Origin of the sequence: Nostoc sp. (genome assembly GCF_036917575.1) — a bacterium.
In the GTDB taxonomy this organism is placed as follows: domain Bacteria; phylum Cyanobacteriota; class Cyanobacteriia; order Cyanobacteriales; family Nostocaceae; genus Nostoc.
The window spans coordinates 26028-44081 of the sequence record NZ_JBALDC010000044.1 but is presented as its reverse complement, the minus strand read 5'-3'; the positions used below and the strand labels follow the sequence as shown (position 1 = coordinate 44081).

The following is an 18054-nucleotide window of genomic DNA, read 5'->3' as shown; positions in this document are numbered from 1 at the left end:
GTAATTCGTAGTTCGTAATTCGTAAATAGTTCTTCAATTACGAATTACGAATTAGAAATTACGAATTAACTTGCTAGTGCTTCCTGAATAGCATTATTATAAATAACACGACCAGGAGTTGTGTAAATATACTGAGAAATTACATTGCCCTTAGCGTCTTGTCTGACTCGGCGGAACTTATAGAGTAATGTGCGAGTACCATCCTCATTTTCCGTCACTTTCAGGGGTTCCATATCCGGTTGGTCTGATTCTATTTCACCGTCAAACCGCACGTAAATATAGGCGTGCAAGTCAATTTGCTCTTGCTGAAAAGCCATAATTACGTCATTTAGCGAATAAAAGTACTTTCCTGCGCCTTTTGTCGCATCAGGATTTTCTGCTGTTAAGTAATACGCCCCTAATACCATGTCTTGGCTGGGTGTGATGATGGGTTTACCTGTGGCTGGTGACAAAATATTGTTAGAAGCCAACATCAACAACCGTGCTTCAGCCTGACTTTCTAACGACAACGGGACGTGTACCGCCATTTGGTCGCCGTCAAAGTCGGCGTTAAACGCTGGACACACCAGAGGATGCAGTTGAATCGCTCTACCTTCTACTAAAATCGGTTCAAAAGATTGAATACCCAAGCGGTGCAACGTTGGTGCCCGATTTAGCATTACAGGGTGTCCTTCAATTACCTCTTCCAGCACATCCCAAACACTAGGGTCATTGCGGGATATGAGCTTTTTCGCAGCTTTGATGTTATTTACCATACCGCTACGAATCAGGCGGTTAATCACAAATGGCTGAAATAGCTCAATTGCCATTTCTCTAGGCAAACCGCACTGGTGAATTTTCAGTTTTGGTCCGACAACAATTACCGAACGTCCAGAGTAGTCAACCCGTTTACCTAATAAGTTTTGTCGGAAACGTCCTTGTTTACCTTCAATAATGTCGGACAAAGATTTCAGGGGTCGATTATTTGCCCCCACCACAGTGCGTCCCCGGCGACCATTGTCAATCAAAGCGTCGACTGCTTCTTGCAGCATCCGCTTTTCATTCCGCACAATAATCTCTGGTGCCAAAATTTCTTGTAAACGTGCCAAACGATTGTTGCGGTTAATTACCCGCCGATACAAATCATTCAAATCGCTGGTGGCAAACCGTCCACCATCTAGCTGCACCATTGGACGCAAGTCGGGGGGAATCACAGGAATAACTGCCATTACCATCCACTCTGGTTTGGAACCAGTAGCGATAAAGTTGTCAATTACCCGCAGTCGCTTAATTAGTTTGGCTCTCTTTTGTCCCTTGGCGTTGCCAATTTCTTCCCGTAGGCTTTCCGCTTCTTGCTCTAAATTAATATCGGCAAGCAAACGCAAAAGTGCTTCAGCACCAATACCTACTTCTACGCCTTGCAGCACAGAATCTTCGCTATAAATTTGGTCTTCTATTTCCAACCACTGGTCTTCAGTCAGTAGTTGTTTGTAAGTTAAGGTTTCGGCATTCCCTGGACTCAGGACAACATAAGAGTTGAAATAAACTATCTGCTCTACATCCCGCAAGGGCATATCTAACAGAATGGAAATATAGCTAGGAATGCCTTTGAGATACCAGACGTGAGCTACTGGTGCTGCGAGTTTAATGTAGCCCATGCGGTGGCGACGCACCCGTGACTCTGTGACTTCTACTCCACAACGCTCACAGACAATACCTCTATGACGAACTCTTTTATACTTGCCACAATGGCATTCCCAATCTTTTGCAGGACCAAAGATCCGCTCACAAAATAAGCCATCCATCTCTGGCTTGAGAGTTCGGTAGTTAATCGTCTCTGGCTTGGTAACTTCACCGACTACCTGACCATTGGGCAATGTTCTTTCGCCCCACTGACGAATGCGTTCAGGGGAAGCCAAACCGATTTTTACGTAGTCAAACTGATTAGTTTGGGCAGGTCTCATAACTAGGGATTAGGGACTGGGGATTAGAGATTAGGGATTAGAGATTAGGGATTAGAGATTAGGGATTGCTGACTAAGACTAGAAATATCTGTTTTATATTTCTTCCCCAGTCACCAGTCCCCAGTCACCAATCCCTAATCCTTATTCATCATCTTCCAGCGATTCGCGAGAAAGAGATTCGTATGTAGGTCGAGGAGGTGTACGACGGGCTGATTGATCTGCCATCAAATCAACTTCCACATCTAGGGAACTGCCGTCTGCTTGAGTTTCTACCTTATGTACAGCAATGTCTAACCCCAATGATTGCAACTCGCGCATTAGCACCTTAAAGGATTCTGGAGTTCCAGGGCGAGGAATTGCCTTACCTTTAACGATCGCATTTAATGCTTCATTCCGTCCTTGCATATCGTCAGATTTAACTGTGAGCAATTCCTGTAAGGTGTAAGCTGCACCAAAGGCTTCCAATGCCCACACTTCCATTTCTCCAAACCGTTGACCACCTTGTTGTGCTTTACCACCCAAGGGTTGCTGAGTCACCAGTGAGTATGGACCTGTAGAACGGGCGTGGATCTTATCATCCACCAAATGCACCAGCTTCAGCATGTAAGCCACACCGATGGTGATTGCTCGGTCAAAGGGTTCGCCTGTACGACCGTCATACACCATGATTTTGCCAGGGTTATCTGGGTTATATACCCAGTCTTTGCCTGTTTCATCACGTGCTTCTTGCAATTTGCCATGCACGATTCGCCGCGATGACTCTTCACCGTACATTTCATCAAACGGAGTAATCTTAAATCGTACTCCCAAGGTCTGACCAGCCCAACCCAAGAGGCATTCAAATACTTGTCCAACGTTCATCCGACTAGGTACACCTAAGGGGTTGAGTACAATGTCCACTGGTGAACCATCGGGCAAATAAGGCATGTCTTCTGCTGGTAATATCCGAGAAATAATCCCTTTATTACCGTGGCGTCCTGCCATTTTGTCACCAACTTGGATTTTGCGTTTTTGGGCAACGTAGACCCGGACTACCATATTGGCTCCCGGTGGCAGTTCATCGCCTTGTTCACGAGTAAACAAGCGCACATCAACTACGCGACCTTTTTCACCATTTGGTACTCGCAGGGAATTGTCTCGCACATCCCGTGCTTTTTCACCGAAAATTGCCCGCAACAGTTTTTCTTCTGGCGGTTGGTCAGATTCACCTTTTGGTGTAACTTTTCCTACCAAGATATCACCAGCTTCTACCCACGCTCCAATCCGAATAATTCCCTGTTCATCTAACTGACGCAAGGCATCTTCCCCGACGTTGGGAATTTCTCTAGTGATTTCTTCTGGTCCTAGTTTCGTCTGTCTAGCTTCAATTTCATATTTTTCAATGTGAATTGAGGTGTAGACATCATCCTGCACCAGTCTTTCAGAAATTAAAATTGCGTCTTCGTAGTTGTAGCCTTCCCAAGGCATATAGGCAACAACGATATTTTGTCCTAGCGCCAATTCACCGCCTTCGGTGGAGGAGCCATCAGCTAGCACCTGACCAGCAACAACCCGCTCACCAATGCGGACGAGAGGTTTCTGATTTAAACAGGTGTCTTGGTTGGAACGTTGGTACTTGGAAAGGATGTATTTAATTTCGGGGGTATTAGCTTTAGGACGGACGCGAATTTCTGTAGCATCCACATAAGTGACATCACCATCGGTACGCGATACAATCACCATCCCAGAGTCTCTTGCTCCTTGCGCTTCCAAACCAGTGCCCACCAAAGGACGTTCTGGTTTGAGCAGGGGGACTGCTTGCCGTTGCATGTTCGATCCCATCAGTGCTCGGTTAGCGTCATCATGCTCCAAGAAAGGAATCATGCTAGTAGCTACTGAGACAATTTGTACGGGAGATACTGCTACGTAATCCACCTGTTCTGGTGTTGTGGTAGAAAATTCTTGACGATACCGGACTGGCACTTGCGGTCCAATAATGTGCCCAGTTTCATCTACAGGAATATCTCCAGGGGCAACCCGTAGGTCGTCTTCTTCATCGGCTGTCATGTAGGCTGGAGGCAGATCAAATCTGACTCGCCCATTTTCTACAGGTCTAAATGGTGTTTCTAAGAAGCCGTACAGGTTAACCCGCGCATGGGTTGCCAAGGAGCCAATTAATCCGGCGTTGGGACCTTCTGGTGTTTCAATGGGACAAATACGTCCATAGTGACTAGGATGTATATCTCGCACTGCAAATCCAGCGCGTTCGCGGGTTAAACCACCAGGACCAAGGGCACTCAGACGGCGTTTGTGGGTCAGTTCCGCCAGAGGATTGGTTTGATCCATGAACTGACTTAACTGGCTGGAACCAAAAAATTCTTTAATTGCTGCTACCAGTGGTTTGGGGTTTACCAAGGAAGCAGGAGTGAGTACTTCGGCATCAGATACTGTCATCCGTTCCCGAATTATTCTTTCTAGCCGATTTAAGCCCACTCGCACTTGGTTTTGCAGCAATTCACCAACACTTCTCACCCGGCGGTTGCCTAAGTGGTCAATGTCGTCAATATTACCAATGTCGTATTCTAGGTTGATCAGATAATCTACTGCTGCCAAAATATCGCCAGGAGTCAGCACACGTATAGTATCTGGGACAGAAAGGCGCAATTTTTTGTTCAGTTTGTATCGTCCGACGCGACCAAGATCATAACGTTTCGGGTCAAAGAAACGGGAGTCTAAAAGTTGTTGTCCACCTAAGACTGTAGGTGGTTCCCCAGGACGGAGTTTGCGATATAACTCCATTAGGGCTTCTTCTTCAGAAAATTGCCCTTCTTTTTCAATGGTTTTTTGGAAATATTCTGGATGACGTAAGGCGTCAAAGATTTCGTTGTCTGACAAACCTAAAGCTTTTAGAAGTACTTGCGCTGAGAGTTTGCGGGTTTTGTCAATGCGTACCCACACCAAATCGTTACGGTCTGTTTCAAATTTCAGCCATGCTCCCCGGTTGGGAATTAAGCTAGCTGAATAAGTACGCCGACCGTTTTTGTCTATTTCTGATTTGTAATAGACACCTGGCGATCGCACTATTTGGTTGACAATTACCCGCTCGGCTCCGTTAATAATGAACGTGCCGCGATCGGTCATCAAAGGCAAATCACCAATAAATACCTCTTGCTCTTTGATTTCCCCGGTTTCTTTATTAATTAGACGTGTGGGAACATACATTTGGACAGCATAAGTACTATCCCGCCGTTTAGCTTCTTCGACGCTGTACTTTGGCTCCTTGAGTTTGTAGTTATGGCCCAAAAAGTGCAGTTCTAATTTACCCGTATAATCTGTAATAGGACTAAAGGAGTTCAGTTCTTCTATCAGCCCTTCTTCTAAAAACCAGCGAAAGCTTGACCGCTGGATTTCAATCAAGTCGGGCAACAGAAAGGCGGGTTCCATATATGTTTCTTTAGTCATGCCTCTTCCTTTGTCAACTTGGTACAATTTTCCCTTGGACACCGTTGTTTTACGCTTCCCATTGCTAGACAGTGCCCTTAGCTGTTTGGGAACTTTTTCTTACACACTTGTGATTTACATCTGTGGGTAAACGCAGTGATTAAATCTGGCTGGAATGAGTAATTTTGACAAGGGAGTGATCACCCCTAATCGGAACTAAGTGATGGGTACTCGGTACTATAAGAGCAGGGAAAAACTTGCTGAAAGTCTTTCCCCCGTGCATCTCATGCCCAATGACACCAGTTGCTTCTTTTGTGGTAGACGCTATGCCTAGCTTACTTCCTCGCAGAGGTACAAGTTGGCAAAGCTGCTCAACGCACTGGCTCCCCAATGCCCATTTCAAATAGAATATCCAGTTAAAATATTCTTGAATTTGATTTACTTTTTTCACTTCCCCTCCAAAAAGCGCGTTAATTCGCTGACGCAGCTCCACCCAGTGTGTTTTAAATCCACTCTGCTGTTTATACTCTCAGTGATATCTTAGATATCCTAAGACTGAGGGAATGATCCGCACCTTGTCATTTTGAATCAGAATCACTTGATTTTGCTGGATTGTACTCACAAGGCAATTTTTGTTTAACGATTTTGAATAAGTTCAATATAAACTAAACCGATGTTGTGCAAAAGTCTAACTCAATTTAGGTTGGCACAGTTAGTCATGTGTGGAGAGCATCCGCTTGTAGAGATTTTGAGGATGGGCAAGCCATAACAGTATAGAAAATTAAGATGAGAAGTTTTATGCTCCTTCCTTTATTATTATGGCGCAAGCAAAATGTTTTTGAGGGAATAATACTAGCATATTTTTGTCCCCCCTATAGGTTTATTTTTTTAACACAACTTAACAAAAGAGACTAAGAAACACTTGATATTGACAAACCGAATAATTCACAAGCATTTTGGGTGGTTTGATGGGCGATCGCTTCTACTGTTTGATGACGCAGTTTAGCTACTTGCTCGGCTACATAAAGTACGTAGGCAGGCTCGTTGCGCCTCTCGCCCCGTTTGGGAACTGGAGCGAGAAATGGGCAATCTGTCTCAATAAGTAGGCGATCGCTACTCACCATCGCCGCAGAAGATTGGATCGCTTTGGCATTTTTGAACGTTACCGTACCGCTAAAGCTTATATAGAAGCCTAAATCGAGAAACCATTGAGTTTCTTCAGGTGTTCCTCCCCAGCAATGCATCACACCCCGCACTCTTTCTCCTTTGACTTGCCGCCATTTTTGTAACACTTCTCTGGTTGCCACGGCAGCATCACGGCAGTGGATAATCACTGGTAAGTTTAGTTCAGATGCGATCGCTAACTGGGACTCGAACACCATATACTGTTGTTCATAGTTATCAGCTTTGTAAAAATCCAGTCCCATTTCCCCGATTGCTACCACATTTGAGTCAGAACTCGCTAAAGTTTTGATTTTCTCGGCTGTCTCGCTATTCCATTTATCAGTATCTAAAGGATGTAATCCTACAGCAAAACTAATTTCGGGAAACTCTTGGGCTATGGATTGAATACTGGAAAACTCTTCCGGATGAACACAGGAATGCACTAAACGCACTACGCCTGCTTCTTGCCACCGCGATCGCACTGTTGCTAAATCTGGTTGGAAGCTATCAAAGTTAAGATGTACATGAGTGTCTATCAGTTGCATCTTTTGTCCTTTATTTTTTGTCCTTGATCATTTGTCGTTTGTTTTGTTACCAATGACTAAGGACAAATGACCAATGACTACTCAGCTGTTTGTGCGAGGGGTTTTAATCTGTGAGCCAATCTTGACTTTTTCCTTGCCCCATTGTTTGGATGAAGAACACCTCGTTTGATCGCCTTATCAATTTTGCCGTAAGCCTCAGATAACCTAGCCTGCACTTCTTGTTTTAATTCTGGGGTAGGATTAGCTGTATAAGCAGCTACAGTATTCAAATATTTCTTCATCAGCGTCTTGACTGCTGATTTGTAAGATTTATTACGCAGTCGATTACGTTCTGCGATTTGGGCACGTTTGAGAGAAGACTTTGTATTCGCCACAGTCAATTCCAAAAAGATTGATTATTAATCATGTACACACACTACTAGACTTACTAATATAGCATCCAAATTACCAATGTTATAATTTCCTAAAAAAAATTATCGGATTACGTATTGGGCATGAATGAAGATCAATATTAGTATTAGTTGCATACTCTTTAACTCGCCGATTCAGTATTTCGTCAATTGAGGAAATGCGTTAAAATAGAATACATCTAAATAAGTGTCACCCTAACTCATCACAACCTGATTAAGCAATGTGATTGCCCATAAATATAAATTTGCCCGTAAACCAGATGTATTATTTAAAGGCAAAAACTGTAAAGAGCTAAATCTCAGGGATTTTCAAGTATAGAATCGAAATATCGTGCCTGTACACACATTAACTAGTAAAAGTTAGGGAAATCAGTAAAAATTATACTCAGACTCTAACCACTGTAAATTCAGGGTATTGGATGTGTAAACATACCATCTACATCCCACAAGAATTGAGAAAAAGGGTGTAAGGGAAGTGGGAAATGGCACACCTGCTTCCTGCCGCTAGCCAGTCAAGGCATGTCGGCTCGAGCAATTAAGTCGCCTTCTTGAGCAAACTATACGCTGGTAGCCTTGAGAGTATCAAAAAAATCCAGGTTAAGCTAGAGAAGAGAATTAGAGTCAGCTTGCACACCCCAGTGGGTCAAGAGCAATACTAAATCTCAGGTGGCAATATTATAATTTTGGCATTGTCCTTACTCCATGCTGCGAATTATTACTCAGCAGGCAGACGTTAGAGCAGAACTACAACGGATCTGCGATCGCACCCATGACGAACAGGTACTTCACAAAGAAGCAACGGTGCGGGAAATTTTGCAAGCAGTGAAGCGCCAAGGCGACAAAGCTGTATTGCATTACACAGACGAATTTGACAAACAAGCGCTCAAAGCAGGAGAACTCCGAGTTACAGGCTCAGAACTGGATGCAGCCTATCAGCAGGTATCAAAGGAGTTACTGGGCGCAGTTCGGCTAGCTTGCCGTCAAATTGAAGCGTTTCATCGTCAGCGAGTACCAAAAAGCTGGGTACACTTTGGTGACGATGAAGTAGTACTGGGCAAACGCTACACTCCTGTAGACCGAGCTGGGTTGTATGTGCCTGGTGGCCGTGCCGCCTATCCCAGTACAGTGCTAATGAATGCAATTCCAGCTCATGTTGCTGCTGTACCCCACGTAGTGATGGTAACACCACCAGGCCCAGGAGGTGTTATTAACCCAGCAGTCTTGGTAGCTGCCCAAGAAGCAGGGGTGCAAGAAATTTATCGCATTGGGGGCGCACAAGCGATCGCCGCTTTAGCTTATGGTACAGAAACGATTCCGAAAGTAAATGTAATTACTGGGCCTGGTAATATTTATGTCACCCTAGCGAAAAAACTTGTCTATGGCACCGTCGGTATTGATTCTTTGGCAGGTCCCAGCGAAGTGCTGGTGATTGCCGATGAAACCGCAAATCCAGTACATGTAGCTGCTGACTTGCTGGCCCAAGCCGAACACGATCCAATGGCGGCAGCGATTTTACTGACTACAGATGCTGCTTTAGCGAAAAACGTCCAATTAGCTTTGGAAAGACAGCTAGTAGATCATCCACGCCGAATAGACACAGAAAAAGCGATCGCTCATTATGGCTTGATTATTCTTGTAGAATCGCTCGAAGCAGCAGCAGAACTCTCAAATGAATTTGCTCCCGAACACTTGGAATTAGAAGTTAAAGATCCTTGGGCACTCTTACCACTGATTCGCCACGCTGGGGCAATCTTTTTGGGTTACTCAACACCAGAAGCTGTAGGAGACTATCTGGCAGGCCCTAATCATACCTTGCCAACTTCTGGTGCTGCCCGCTATGCTTCGGCATTGGGTGTTGAAACTTTCCTTAAACACTCTAGTATTATTCAATACTCCCAAACCGCATTACAAAATGTGGCTGGTGCTATTGATGTGCTAGCAACAGCAGAAGGTTTACCTTCCCATGCTGATTCAGTCCGACGCCGAGTTCAGCAAGAAGAGTGATTTGGAAAGCTTAATTTTTTCTTATAAATTAAAGTTTGGATAGCGATACCTACGGTAAGTGACTCTAACGCACACTATTTGCTATCCTGCCTTCAGCCACCCTTTAAGCGTCCACAAGTTGAGCATTGCCGACGGTAGTTTTTGGGAGAGGGTTTTCCTTTTCCAGAAACTTGTGAGAAGTTTCTTTAGAAAAGTCACTGCAACCTGTTCGCGTGAAAGTGGCGTAAAACTAGCTGACCAATGGTGTTATATCTGATTTATGAACAAGATTTCAGATAAAACCCTGATTAAACTGGCTTTTCAGTCTCAGTATATTTTCACAAATAAAATCAAAGTTCTATATATAAACTAAGTTGTCAAATAAAAAATTAGTTTAGTGACGCTGCCGACTAATTTTGCTAGATACTTATGTATGTAAGGAGTCTACTCTTTAGGAGACGAGAGCAGTGCTAAATAATGTTTTGGTAGCTCTGGACGGTTCGGATATTTCAGAACGAGTAATTCAAGCTTTAGATAATTTGGTGTTTTCAAAAAATGCCAAGGTTATTCTCTGTCATGTGTTTCTCACACCAGAGTCAGAAATGGAACTACCTGCCGATCGCCCTCAGCCAGAGTCTCCAACGTTTTCTTATTTTCATATTGAAAAGCAACTGCAATTATATCAGGAAAATTTATCAGTCAGAAGTGAGTTAGAGCTAGTAACTGGCGATCCTGCTGAAGAGATTATTCGTCTTGCCAATATTTACAAAACTGACTTGATCGTAATTGGCAGTAGAGGTTTGATGGGGATGAAACGAATTGTTCAGGGTTCTGTTAGCAGTCAAGTTGTAGAAGAGGCTAATTGTTCAGTGTTGGTCGTAAAACCAAGGTAAAGATTTACAAGGGGAAGCAATACCAAAACTAGCCTTTGAAGAATACCTAAAATACGATCATGGCACTGATAGCTGCTATAAATTAGTCAAAGGAAAACTAATTCCCATAGTCTAGAAAGTAGTAGACAACATGGTGCACAAGGGTTTAATAATTTTTACCTATGCAATTCCGTGTTGTCTGCGTTTATAGTCGTTAGCTAAATTACTTTTAAACTGCACTGCCACAGAGAAGGACACTTGCATGAGTGGGTTTCCCTACTTGAACAAAGTGTCCGTGGCGCATAAAGAAAAAAGGATTTTTCAAGTTACGTTAAAAGGGTTAGCTATAGAGACAAGGAAAATCCCTTTTCTACGTTCAGTCAATTCAACGTTCTTGAGTTGCTAAAAACTGACGCAAGCTCAACAAGCTGAGTGTTTGACCCAAATTCAAGGGCAAAAGTGAAACTCCTTCTAAGCGGGACTGTACCCAACCTTCTCCCCAGTACCATTCGTGGAACCCGTCAATGCCTCCGCTGAGTACTAAGCGAAGGCAGTTGGATTTGACAAAGTTTACTTGATGATGAATCGCGACTGGCCCAGTCCAGGTTGTAAACTGGAATCCGGGAAGTAGTTCTTCTGGCATTCCTGGCGCAAAACGTTGCCCTAAAAGCCATTTTTTTAGTTGCGCGGGATGCAGCAGACTGTCACGAATTGCATCTGTTGATGCTTCGATTTCAATGCGCAGTTGGCTTTGTTGAAAATTACCCAGCATTTTTCTCGGATTACCTAAAGATAAGACATCACTATTTCTAATATTGCAAATACAATCACTGATTTTGACTAGGTGACTTTTCTCGCAGCAGAGAACTTAGAATATAAAAAGTCAACTTGTTAAGAAATGTAAGGTTATTCATGGCGGATCAGTTAATTCGTGCAATAGCAGCTGAAGGTGGAATTCGTGCCGTAGGTGCGATCGCCACACGTTTAACAGAAGAAGCACGGCAGCGCCACAAGCTTTCTTATGTGGCAACGGCAGCACTGGGCCGGACTATGACGGCGGGCTTGTTAATGGCTTCTAGTATGAAGCGGACTGGATCGAGGGTGAATGTCCGTATTAAGGGCGATGGTCCTTTGGGTGGCATATTAGTAGATGCAGGCTTAGATGGTACGGTACGCGGATATGTTGGAAATCCATCTGTAGAATTGCCTCCCAACGCCAAAGGTAAATTAGATGTTGGTGGTGCTGTAGGTAGCGGCTACCTCTACGTTGTACGAGATATCGGTCGTGGTTATCCTTACTCTAGTACGGTAGAACTAGTTTCTGGCGAAATTGGTGATGATGTCGCTCATTATCTGGTAAATTCCGAACAAACACCTTCAGCTTTAGTTTTAGGTGTGTTCGTGGAACCAGCGGGAGTAACTGCTGCTGGAGGCTTACTCGTACAAGTATTGCCCAAAGCTGCCAGAGACGAAGCTTTAGTAGAAACGTTGGAATCACGGGTTGCCAGTCTAGCAGGATTTACGCCGTTGTTGCAAGCCGGGAAGACGTTACCTGAAATCTTTAGTGACTTATTGGGAGACATGGGGTTGGAAATCTTTTCCGAACGCCAAATGTTGCGCTTCCACTGTGGTTGCTCTTTTGATCGCGTTTTGGGGGCACTGAAGATTTTGGGAGAAGCTGAACTGCAAGATATGATTATTAAGGATGATGGTGCTGAAGCAACTTGCGACTTTTGTGGCAACGTCTACCAAGCAAGTAGCGATCAGTTAGCTCAACTAATTGCCGATTTGCAAGCTGAATCTGCTGTTTGAAGATAAAGTATAAAAAAGCACTGATTTTTGAGATTGATAATGGTACTCTGTAGAGAGAGATAATCAAAAAAGTAGCTTTGCTTTTTAATGACGAGAAAGTTACTATGTCAACAATGGAATTATCAACTTAAGACAGAGCGCTATTCAATTATTTTGGTGTGAGAGATGACAGAGCGGGATATTCCAGACAGTTGGTCAAGAGCCAGTGGAAGAAAGCCAGATGATCAAAACCAAAGATTATCCCGAACAGAACAATTCGGTGAAACTCAGCCATTTGATGTCCCAGCAACTGGTTCTACCTCCAAGCCAGTAAAGCGGCGAAAAAAAAACCATAGGGAAGGATTAACTATAAATAGTCATTCAGAAGAAACTGCTCAACTCAGTAGTACTTTTGGGAAATGGCCACGCTGGATGAAAAGCTGGACATTGTGGCTAGTACTACTAATGTTAATTCCCGGCAGTGTAGGATTCTTGGCAATGGCAATGCTGTTCAAGTTGCCAGCTGCTCCTAATTGTCCCTCGATTTTCTGGCCGTTAGCTAGTGCTTCTGTGCGGCTACATTGCGCTCAGTTAGCGGCTTCTAAGCAAACAGTGAACGACCTATTACAAGCGATCGCTCTGGTGAAGCAACTACCACAAAATCACCCGTTGCATGGAGAAATCGATCGTTTCATCGAAGAATGGTCGCGGGATATTTTAAAGCTAGCCGATCAAAGTTTCCAAACAGGGAATTTAGAAGAAGCGATCGCAACTGCTCGTAAGATACCCGAAGATGTAGCAGCTTATAAATTAGTCGATAAACAAGTTGACAAATGGCAGTCAATTTGGTCAAAGGCTGAAGCCACATACAACGGTGCGATCGCTGAAGTAAAGGAACGACGCTGGCAATCAGCGTTCATGTTATCCGCTAAAATGCTGCGTGTAGACAATCAGTACTGGGCGGGTACTAAATACGACCAATTGAATCGTCTAATTGCCACAGCCCGGGAAGATGGCGATAAGTTAGGAAAAGCCGAAAGTTTAGCAAATAGCAAAGTAGTCGATAACATATTAGAAGCGATCAAGTTAGCCGAGTCCATTGGGCAAGAAAGCTATATTTATCAAAAAGCTCAGGAAGCAATTCCGGCATTTGGACGCAAAATGCTGGAATTAGCACAGGCGAAACTAGACAAGCAGGATGCGGATGAAGCGCTGAATATTGCTAGGGAAATACCGGAAAGCGCGAAACTGCAAGGCGAAACTGATGACTTTATAGCCATAGCTGACGCGAAAAGGAGCGCTTGGATCGGTGATGTTTCTGGTTTAGAGGCAGCGATCGCCCAAGCTCAACAAATCGATCCTACTAGACCAGTGTATAACGAGGCACAGCAACTAATTGCTCGTTGGCAGTTGGAAATTGAAGATGTTGCCCATCTGGAAAAAGCAAGAATATTGGCTAGCCAGGGAACAGTCCCTAATTTAACAGCAGCGATCGCCCAAGTACAGCTTATTCCTACTAATAACCCTAGAGGCGCAGAAGCTAGACAAGAGATAAGTCGCTGGAACGCCCAAGTGGAGACAATTGAAGACCAACCTTACTTAGACCGCGCTGACCAGATCGCAATGTTCGAGGATATTAACTCATTACAAGCTGCGATCGCCCAAGCTAGCGAAATTCGTAGAGGTCGTGCTTTATATCCAGAAGCACGCAAAAAAATTCGTACTTGGGTAGGAAAAATTGAGCGAATTCAAGACCAACCTTACTTGGATCAAGCACAAGAACTGGCTCAAAGTGGAAATCTCACCGCCGCCATTAGCGCAGCTCAACAAATTGCCTCATCGGGAAGGGCGCTTTCACAGGAAGCACAAGCTGCGATAAATGACTGGGAAGGGCAAATTCGCACCAGGGAAAACTGGAAAAAAGCCCAGGAAGTGGGGGCAGCTGGCACTCCAGAAGCTTTAGTTGAAGCAATACGACTGGCAAATCGAGTTTCAGATAATAGCATCTTACGTATGGATGCTAATCAGGCTATTGACCAATGGAGTCAGCAATTGTTAGAAATAGCACGCACTCAAGGTCAGTCTGATATTGCTAGAGGCATTGACATTGCCAAATCGATTCCACGCGGTAGTGCTGCTTACAGTGCAGCGCAAGAGCAAATAAAGGCTTGGCAGGAATTTCTCAATCCTCAACCTGAACCTCAGCCTTCGTCTGTGCCTCAGCCTCAGACTGAATCTTCGCCATTTCCCCAATCAACTCCTATTAATCGCCAGTAATATCCTTTTAACGATTACGATTCAGTAAAAACCTTTTGATTGAGCATTTTCAAAAATATATCAGGAATGCCAGGGTGTAAGAAGAACCGAATTTACAAAATTTTTCAAGTGTCAACTTACAGGAAGGGCGGTTATCAACCGCCCTTTTAACGTTAAGTTGACACCAATAGACTTATTGCGAAAGTAGGGAAAAGGGTAAGGGGGAAAGGGGAAAGGAATAATAAAAAACCTTTTCCCTTTAACCTTTCCCCTTTTCCCGGCCTCTTGCAAAAATTACTTTTGCAAGAGGTCTATTGACACCAATGCATATTTGTACACCCGATAAAAATTTATTCTCCGATCGCTTCTCCCCATTCCTTAATTACAGAAAATAGTGATGAGTAATCATCATCAGCAAATGACATTTTTACGGCTGTTTGCAAGATTTGCCGCACTCCTTTAATACTGCTGACATCCAAACTCCGAGATTTCGCTTCTGAGATAAATAATTCCGTATCTTTAAGCAAGTGTTTTGTGGGGAAATTGGGATCGGCATAATTACCATCTAACATTCGTTGTAGCTTTTTGTCAAAGGTAGAGGCGTAAAGTGGACTGTCACGCAAGATTTGCATAAACACATCGACATCGACACCTTGACGCTGGACAAAAGCTAAACTCAAAGCAAAGCTAGTTGTTAAAGAAGCTATTAATTGATTTAGTGCCAATTTAAGTGCCGCCGCAGATCCCACAGGCCCAATAAGTAAAGGTTCTGTCCCAAAATTTTGGAGTAACTTCAAGTGGCGTTCGTATTGTTCTGGCTCGGCCCCTACCATAACACTCAACTTACCAGCTTTTGCTTCTGGAATACTCCCTAATACAGGTGCTTCTAAATACTCACCTCCACCAGCAACAACTGTATCTCTAATTTCCTGGCTTTCTGTGGGCGTAATTGTTCCCATTTGGATGATAGTGCGCCCCTTGAGAGTTTGCGAAGCAGTGTCTGAAAGCAAGACATTATAAATGGCTGGGGCATTAGTCAACATGAGAATTACGTACTCAGCAGCACTAATGGCGTGGCGGGGATGTGTAGCAATTTCAGCCCCAGCTGCTTGTAGTGGTGCTAATTTTTCTGGGGTACGATTGTAGGCAACTAGCTGTATATCTGCGGCTAATAACCTTTGAGCCATTGGTAGTCCCATCAGTCCAGTTCCCAGAAATGCCACCTTCATTTTTTACGTTCCTTTAATACAGTGTCACCGTAAGCGTTGCGTAAAGCTTTTAGCATAGCTTCTCTACCAAAGGCTGCGGTAACGTTTAGAGTGAATTATCGAGTGTCATAGTTCATCATGAACATCGGATTGTTTGATTCAAATTTAGTTGGGAAGTAGTTATTTGAAATTTAAGATACAATTCTAAATCCCAATTTTCCTATTCCCTAACTCTGGCAATCAACCACCAGCAGCAAAAGTCAACATAATTATCACTGAAAGTAAAATACCGGGGGTAAGTAGTGTTACTAACATTAACAGGTCATGAGTGGACATAATTATTACTTTGGTAATGTGTTTAACTTTACAGTAATCACTGTTATGCTAGTCTAAATAAGACTGATACTGCATTCTTAAATAGAGTTTTAACTTTTCTTTCTTTACGCTTACTCTGGCAGGGTCAATCCTTTTAATGATTGAGAAATTTCTGTATTGTCCAGACCTTTGCTCTGAATTAAGACTCCAAAGCCGCCGAGTCCTGTGGGATCTATAAGTTGGTGTAGTGCGTCCCGATACTGTAGTAACTGCGAGAGAGATCGCTTTTGCTCAGAAAGGGCTGCAATCCGATCGCCTAACCCCAACGCCATCAGAAATAATCCCTGCTGGATAAAACCAACATTCTTTAAGTTACACTTCTCACCCCAGCGTTCTAAAGCTGTAAAGTCAACATGGGCAGTGATATCTTGTCGCCCAATATTAATATAAGGATTATCATGGAAACGATGATGGTAATAACACTGTAGCGTTCCCTGCGATCGCCTGGGATTATAGTAACGACTAGCGGGATAGCCATAATCAATTGTTAACACATAGCCGCGTTGCAAGCGGTCAGCTACTATACTCAACCAGTCTAGAGCAGCTAAATTGATTTCACTACGGTAGCGATCTGGATATACACTTTGGGTGAAGTCGATTCCTAGTGAATCCAAATATTCAGTCAGTTGGGGCGTTGAAGGTTCTCCTGTGACTTCTATAAATGATGGACATGGGGCATTGGTTTCTTTTTCATTCTGATCTGTGGTTACATAAATTTCTCGGAGTTCTCCTGTTTCGAGGATGAATTGATGAACGGGGAAAGCATCAACTAACTCGTTAGAGAAAAAGCAACCAGCGATCGCATTTGGTGGGATCTCCTCTAAATTGCACCAACGCACCGGGAAATCTTGCAAGCGTTGCTGCTGTTCTTGTCTTAAAGTTGGGGACTTTTCAACAATGATGTACTCCAGCGCGGTAAAAAAATCTGGGTAGTGCTGTTGATGATATTTCAGGATATGCAATGCCAGCAATCCTTGGCCTGCTCCCATTTCTACCAGAGAAAAGGGTACAGGTTTTCCTAAAATCTCCCACATTTGCAAAAATTGTTCTGCTAGTAACTCGCCAAAGTCAGAACAGAGATTAGGAGAGGTGAAAAAATCACCACCTTTAAAGCCAATTTTGAGTGCATCGCTGGAATAGTAGCCGTACTCAGGGTGGTATAACACCATGTCCATGAATTCGGCGAAAGAAATTCGTTGCTGGGGACTGGTGGTGATGTGATGAGCGATCGCTGCACACAATGCTGGATTTGAATCCATAAAATTTGAGATTGGGGAGTATAGAAATAAATGAATTATGAATGATGCAAAACAAAACTCATAATTTCTTATTTCCCTAATGGTCTACAAACCTCATGATATCGACCACAGTGGCATAAGCGCTGGCATTTATTGACAGACAAAACTGGGGAAGTTTGCAGTTTGGTGCGATCGCAATCTACTGTCCAATTAATCGCGTCCAAGGCAATTTGCTATCTAACCATTCACCAACGACACTAGCACACCATTGAGATCGCGGACACGAGCAATAGTTTTTCCTCCAGGCTGAGATTTAGGGGCATCTAATGTTTTTGCACCTGCTCCAATTGCTCTCATATAAGCGCTGCCAACATCGGGAGTAATAAATGATATCTGGATTAATGGCGGTGGTTGTGTAACGTCGTTAGGATGGCAGCCTCCAGGAAATAACTTTTGTGCTTCGCTACTAGAAGAGAAAGCTAGTGTGGTGTTTCCGGTTTCGATTTCCGCCCAGATAGATTGTCCTTTATCCTGGAGAGTACGACGAACTAAACCAAAGGCTTTTTCGTAAAACTCAACTGTTTTAACTACATCGTCTACCCAGATGACCGTGTAACCAAATTTCACAGTTCTTTCTCCTTATCTAGAAAAATCAGTGCTGGCGAGTATCTCTGCTACTTAACTGTATGCGATTTGAATACACAGTTACTTAACTTTCTAGAATATTACGATCTGTTGCTATTTTGCCCCTGTTTGGATCATTTCTATATCTGATGGCAACCAATCATGAGGCCCTTGGCAATAATGTGCTACTAATATGCTTAGAGGATGTCTGAGAAGTATCAAATA

General features: G+C 43.6%; 13 protein-coding genes. 4 read left to right on the top strand and 9 right to left on the bottom strand.

Going from position 1 to position 18054, the window contains the following annotated elements; all coding sequences use genetic code 11:
• Positions 1–65: 65 nt before the first annotated feature.
• The 5 genes from V7K79_RS11655 to rpsT all read right to left on the bottom strand — a co-directional run bounded on the left by V7K79_RS11655 (position 66) and on the right by rpsT (position 7446).
• A complete protein-coding gene (locus tag V7K79_RS11655) occupies positions 66–1943 on the bottom strand; it encodes a DNA-directed RNA polymerase subunit gamma (RefSeq protein WP_335047744.1) in 1878 nt (625 codons plus the stop codon).
• Positions 1944–2084: 141 nt separating this feature from the next.
• A complete protein-coding gene (rpoB, locus tag V7K79_RS11650) occupies positions 2085–5384 on the bottom strand; it encodes a DNA-directed RNA polymerase subunit beta (protein ID WP_335047742.1) in 3300 nt (1099 codons plus the stop codon).
• 139 nt (positions 5385–5523) lie between these two features.
• Positions 5524–5814 (bottom strand): hypothetical protein, encoded by a 291-nt coding sequence (locus tag V7K79_RS11645; protein ID WP_335047739.1) that lies wholly within the window; start codon positions 5812–5814, stop codon positions 5524–5526.
• A 460-nt stretch (positions 5815–6274) separates the two neighbouring features.
• A complete protein-coding gene (locus tag V7K79_RS11640; RefSeq protein WP_335047737.1) occupies positions 6275–7072 on the bottom strand; it encodes a TatD family hydrolase in 798 nt (265 codons plus the stop codon).
• A gap of 77 nt (positions 7073–7149) precedes the next feature.
• A complete protein-coding gene (rpsT, locus tag V7K79_RS11635; protein ID WP_335047735.1) occupies positions 7150–7446 on the bottom strand; it encodes a 30S ribosomal protein S20 in 297 nt (98 codons plus the stop codon).
• 738 nt (positions 7447–8184) lie between these two features.
• Between rpsT and hisD the strand changes: the two genes are divergently transcribed.
• The gene (gene hisD, locus V7K79_RS11630; RefSeq protein WP_335047733.1) at positions 8185–9486 is read left to right on the top strand and encodes a histidinol dehydrogenase; all 1302 of its coding nucleotides are present in this window, start codon (positions 8185–8187) and stop codon (positions 9484–9486) included.
• 446 nt (positions 9487–9932) lie between these two features.
• A complete protein-coding gene (locus tag V7K79_RS11625) occupies positions 9933–10358 on the top strand; it encodes a universal stress protein (RefSeq protein WP_335047732.1) in 426 nt (141 codons plus the stop codon).
• A 364-nt stretch (positions 10359–10722) separates the two neighbouring features.
• Here V7K79_RS11625 and V7K79_RS11620 read toward each other — a convergent pair whose 3' ends face one another.
• Positions 10723–11109 (bottom strand): hypothetical protein, encoded by a 387-nt coding sequence (locus V7K79_RS11620; protein WP_335047730.1) that lies wholly within the window; start codon positions 11107–11109, stop codon positions 10723–10725.
• A gap of 140 nt (positions 11110–11249) precedes the next feature.
• On the opposite strand from V7K79_RS11620, the gene hslO reads away from it, so the two are divergent.
• Both hslO and V7K79_RS11610 read left to right on the top strand, forming a co-directional pair.
• Entirely contained in the window at positions 11250–12149 is a 900-nt protein-coding gene (hslO, locus tag V7K79_RS11615) for an Hsp33 family molecular chaperone HslO (protein ID WP_335047728.1), read from the top strand.
• Positions 12150–12314: 165 nt separating this feature from the next.
• Positions 12315–14405, top strand: coding sequence for a chromosome segregation ATPase (locus V7K79_RS11610; protein ID WP_335047727.1), 2091 nt, complete (start codon positions 12315–12317; stop codon positions 14403–14405).
• Between the two features lie 329 nt (positions 14406–14734).
• Here V7K79_RS11610 and V7K79_RS11605 read toward each other — a convergent pair whose 3' ends face one another.
• From V7K79_RS11605 to V7K79_RS11595, 3 genes are all read right to left on the bottom strand, one after another.
• Positions 14735–15613 (bottom strand): NAD(P)-dependent oxidoreductase, encoded by an 879-nt coding sequence (locus V7K79_RS11605; protein ID WP_335047725.1) that lies wholly within the window; start codon positions 15611–15613, stop codon positions 14735–14737.
• A 425-nt stretch (positions 15614–16038) separates the two neighbouring features.
• Positions 16039–17226, bottom strand: coding sequence for a class I SAM-dependent methyltransferase (locus V7K79_RS11600; protein ID WP_335047722.1), 1188 nt, complete (start codon positions 17224–17226; stop codon positions 16039–16041).
• 216 nt (positions 17227–17442) lie between these two features.
• Complete coding sequence (locus V7K79_RS11595) at positions 17443–17832, bottom strand: VOC family protein (RefSeq protein WP_335047720.1); 390 nt, start codon at positions 17830–17832, stop codon at positions 17443–17445.
• Between the last annotated feature and the right edge of the window lie 222 nt (positions 17833–18054).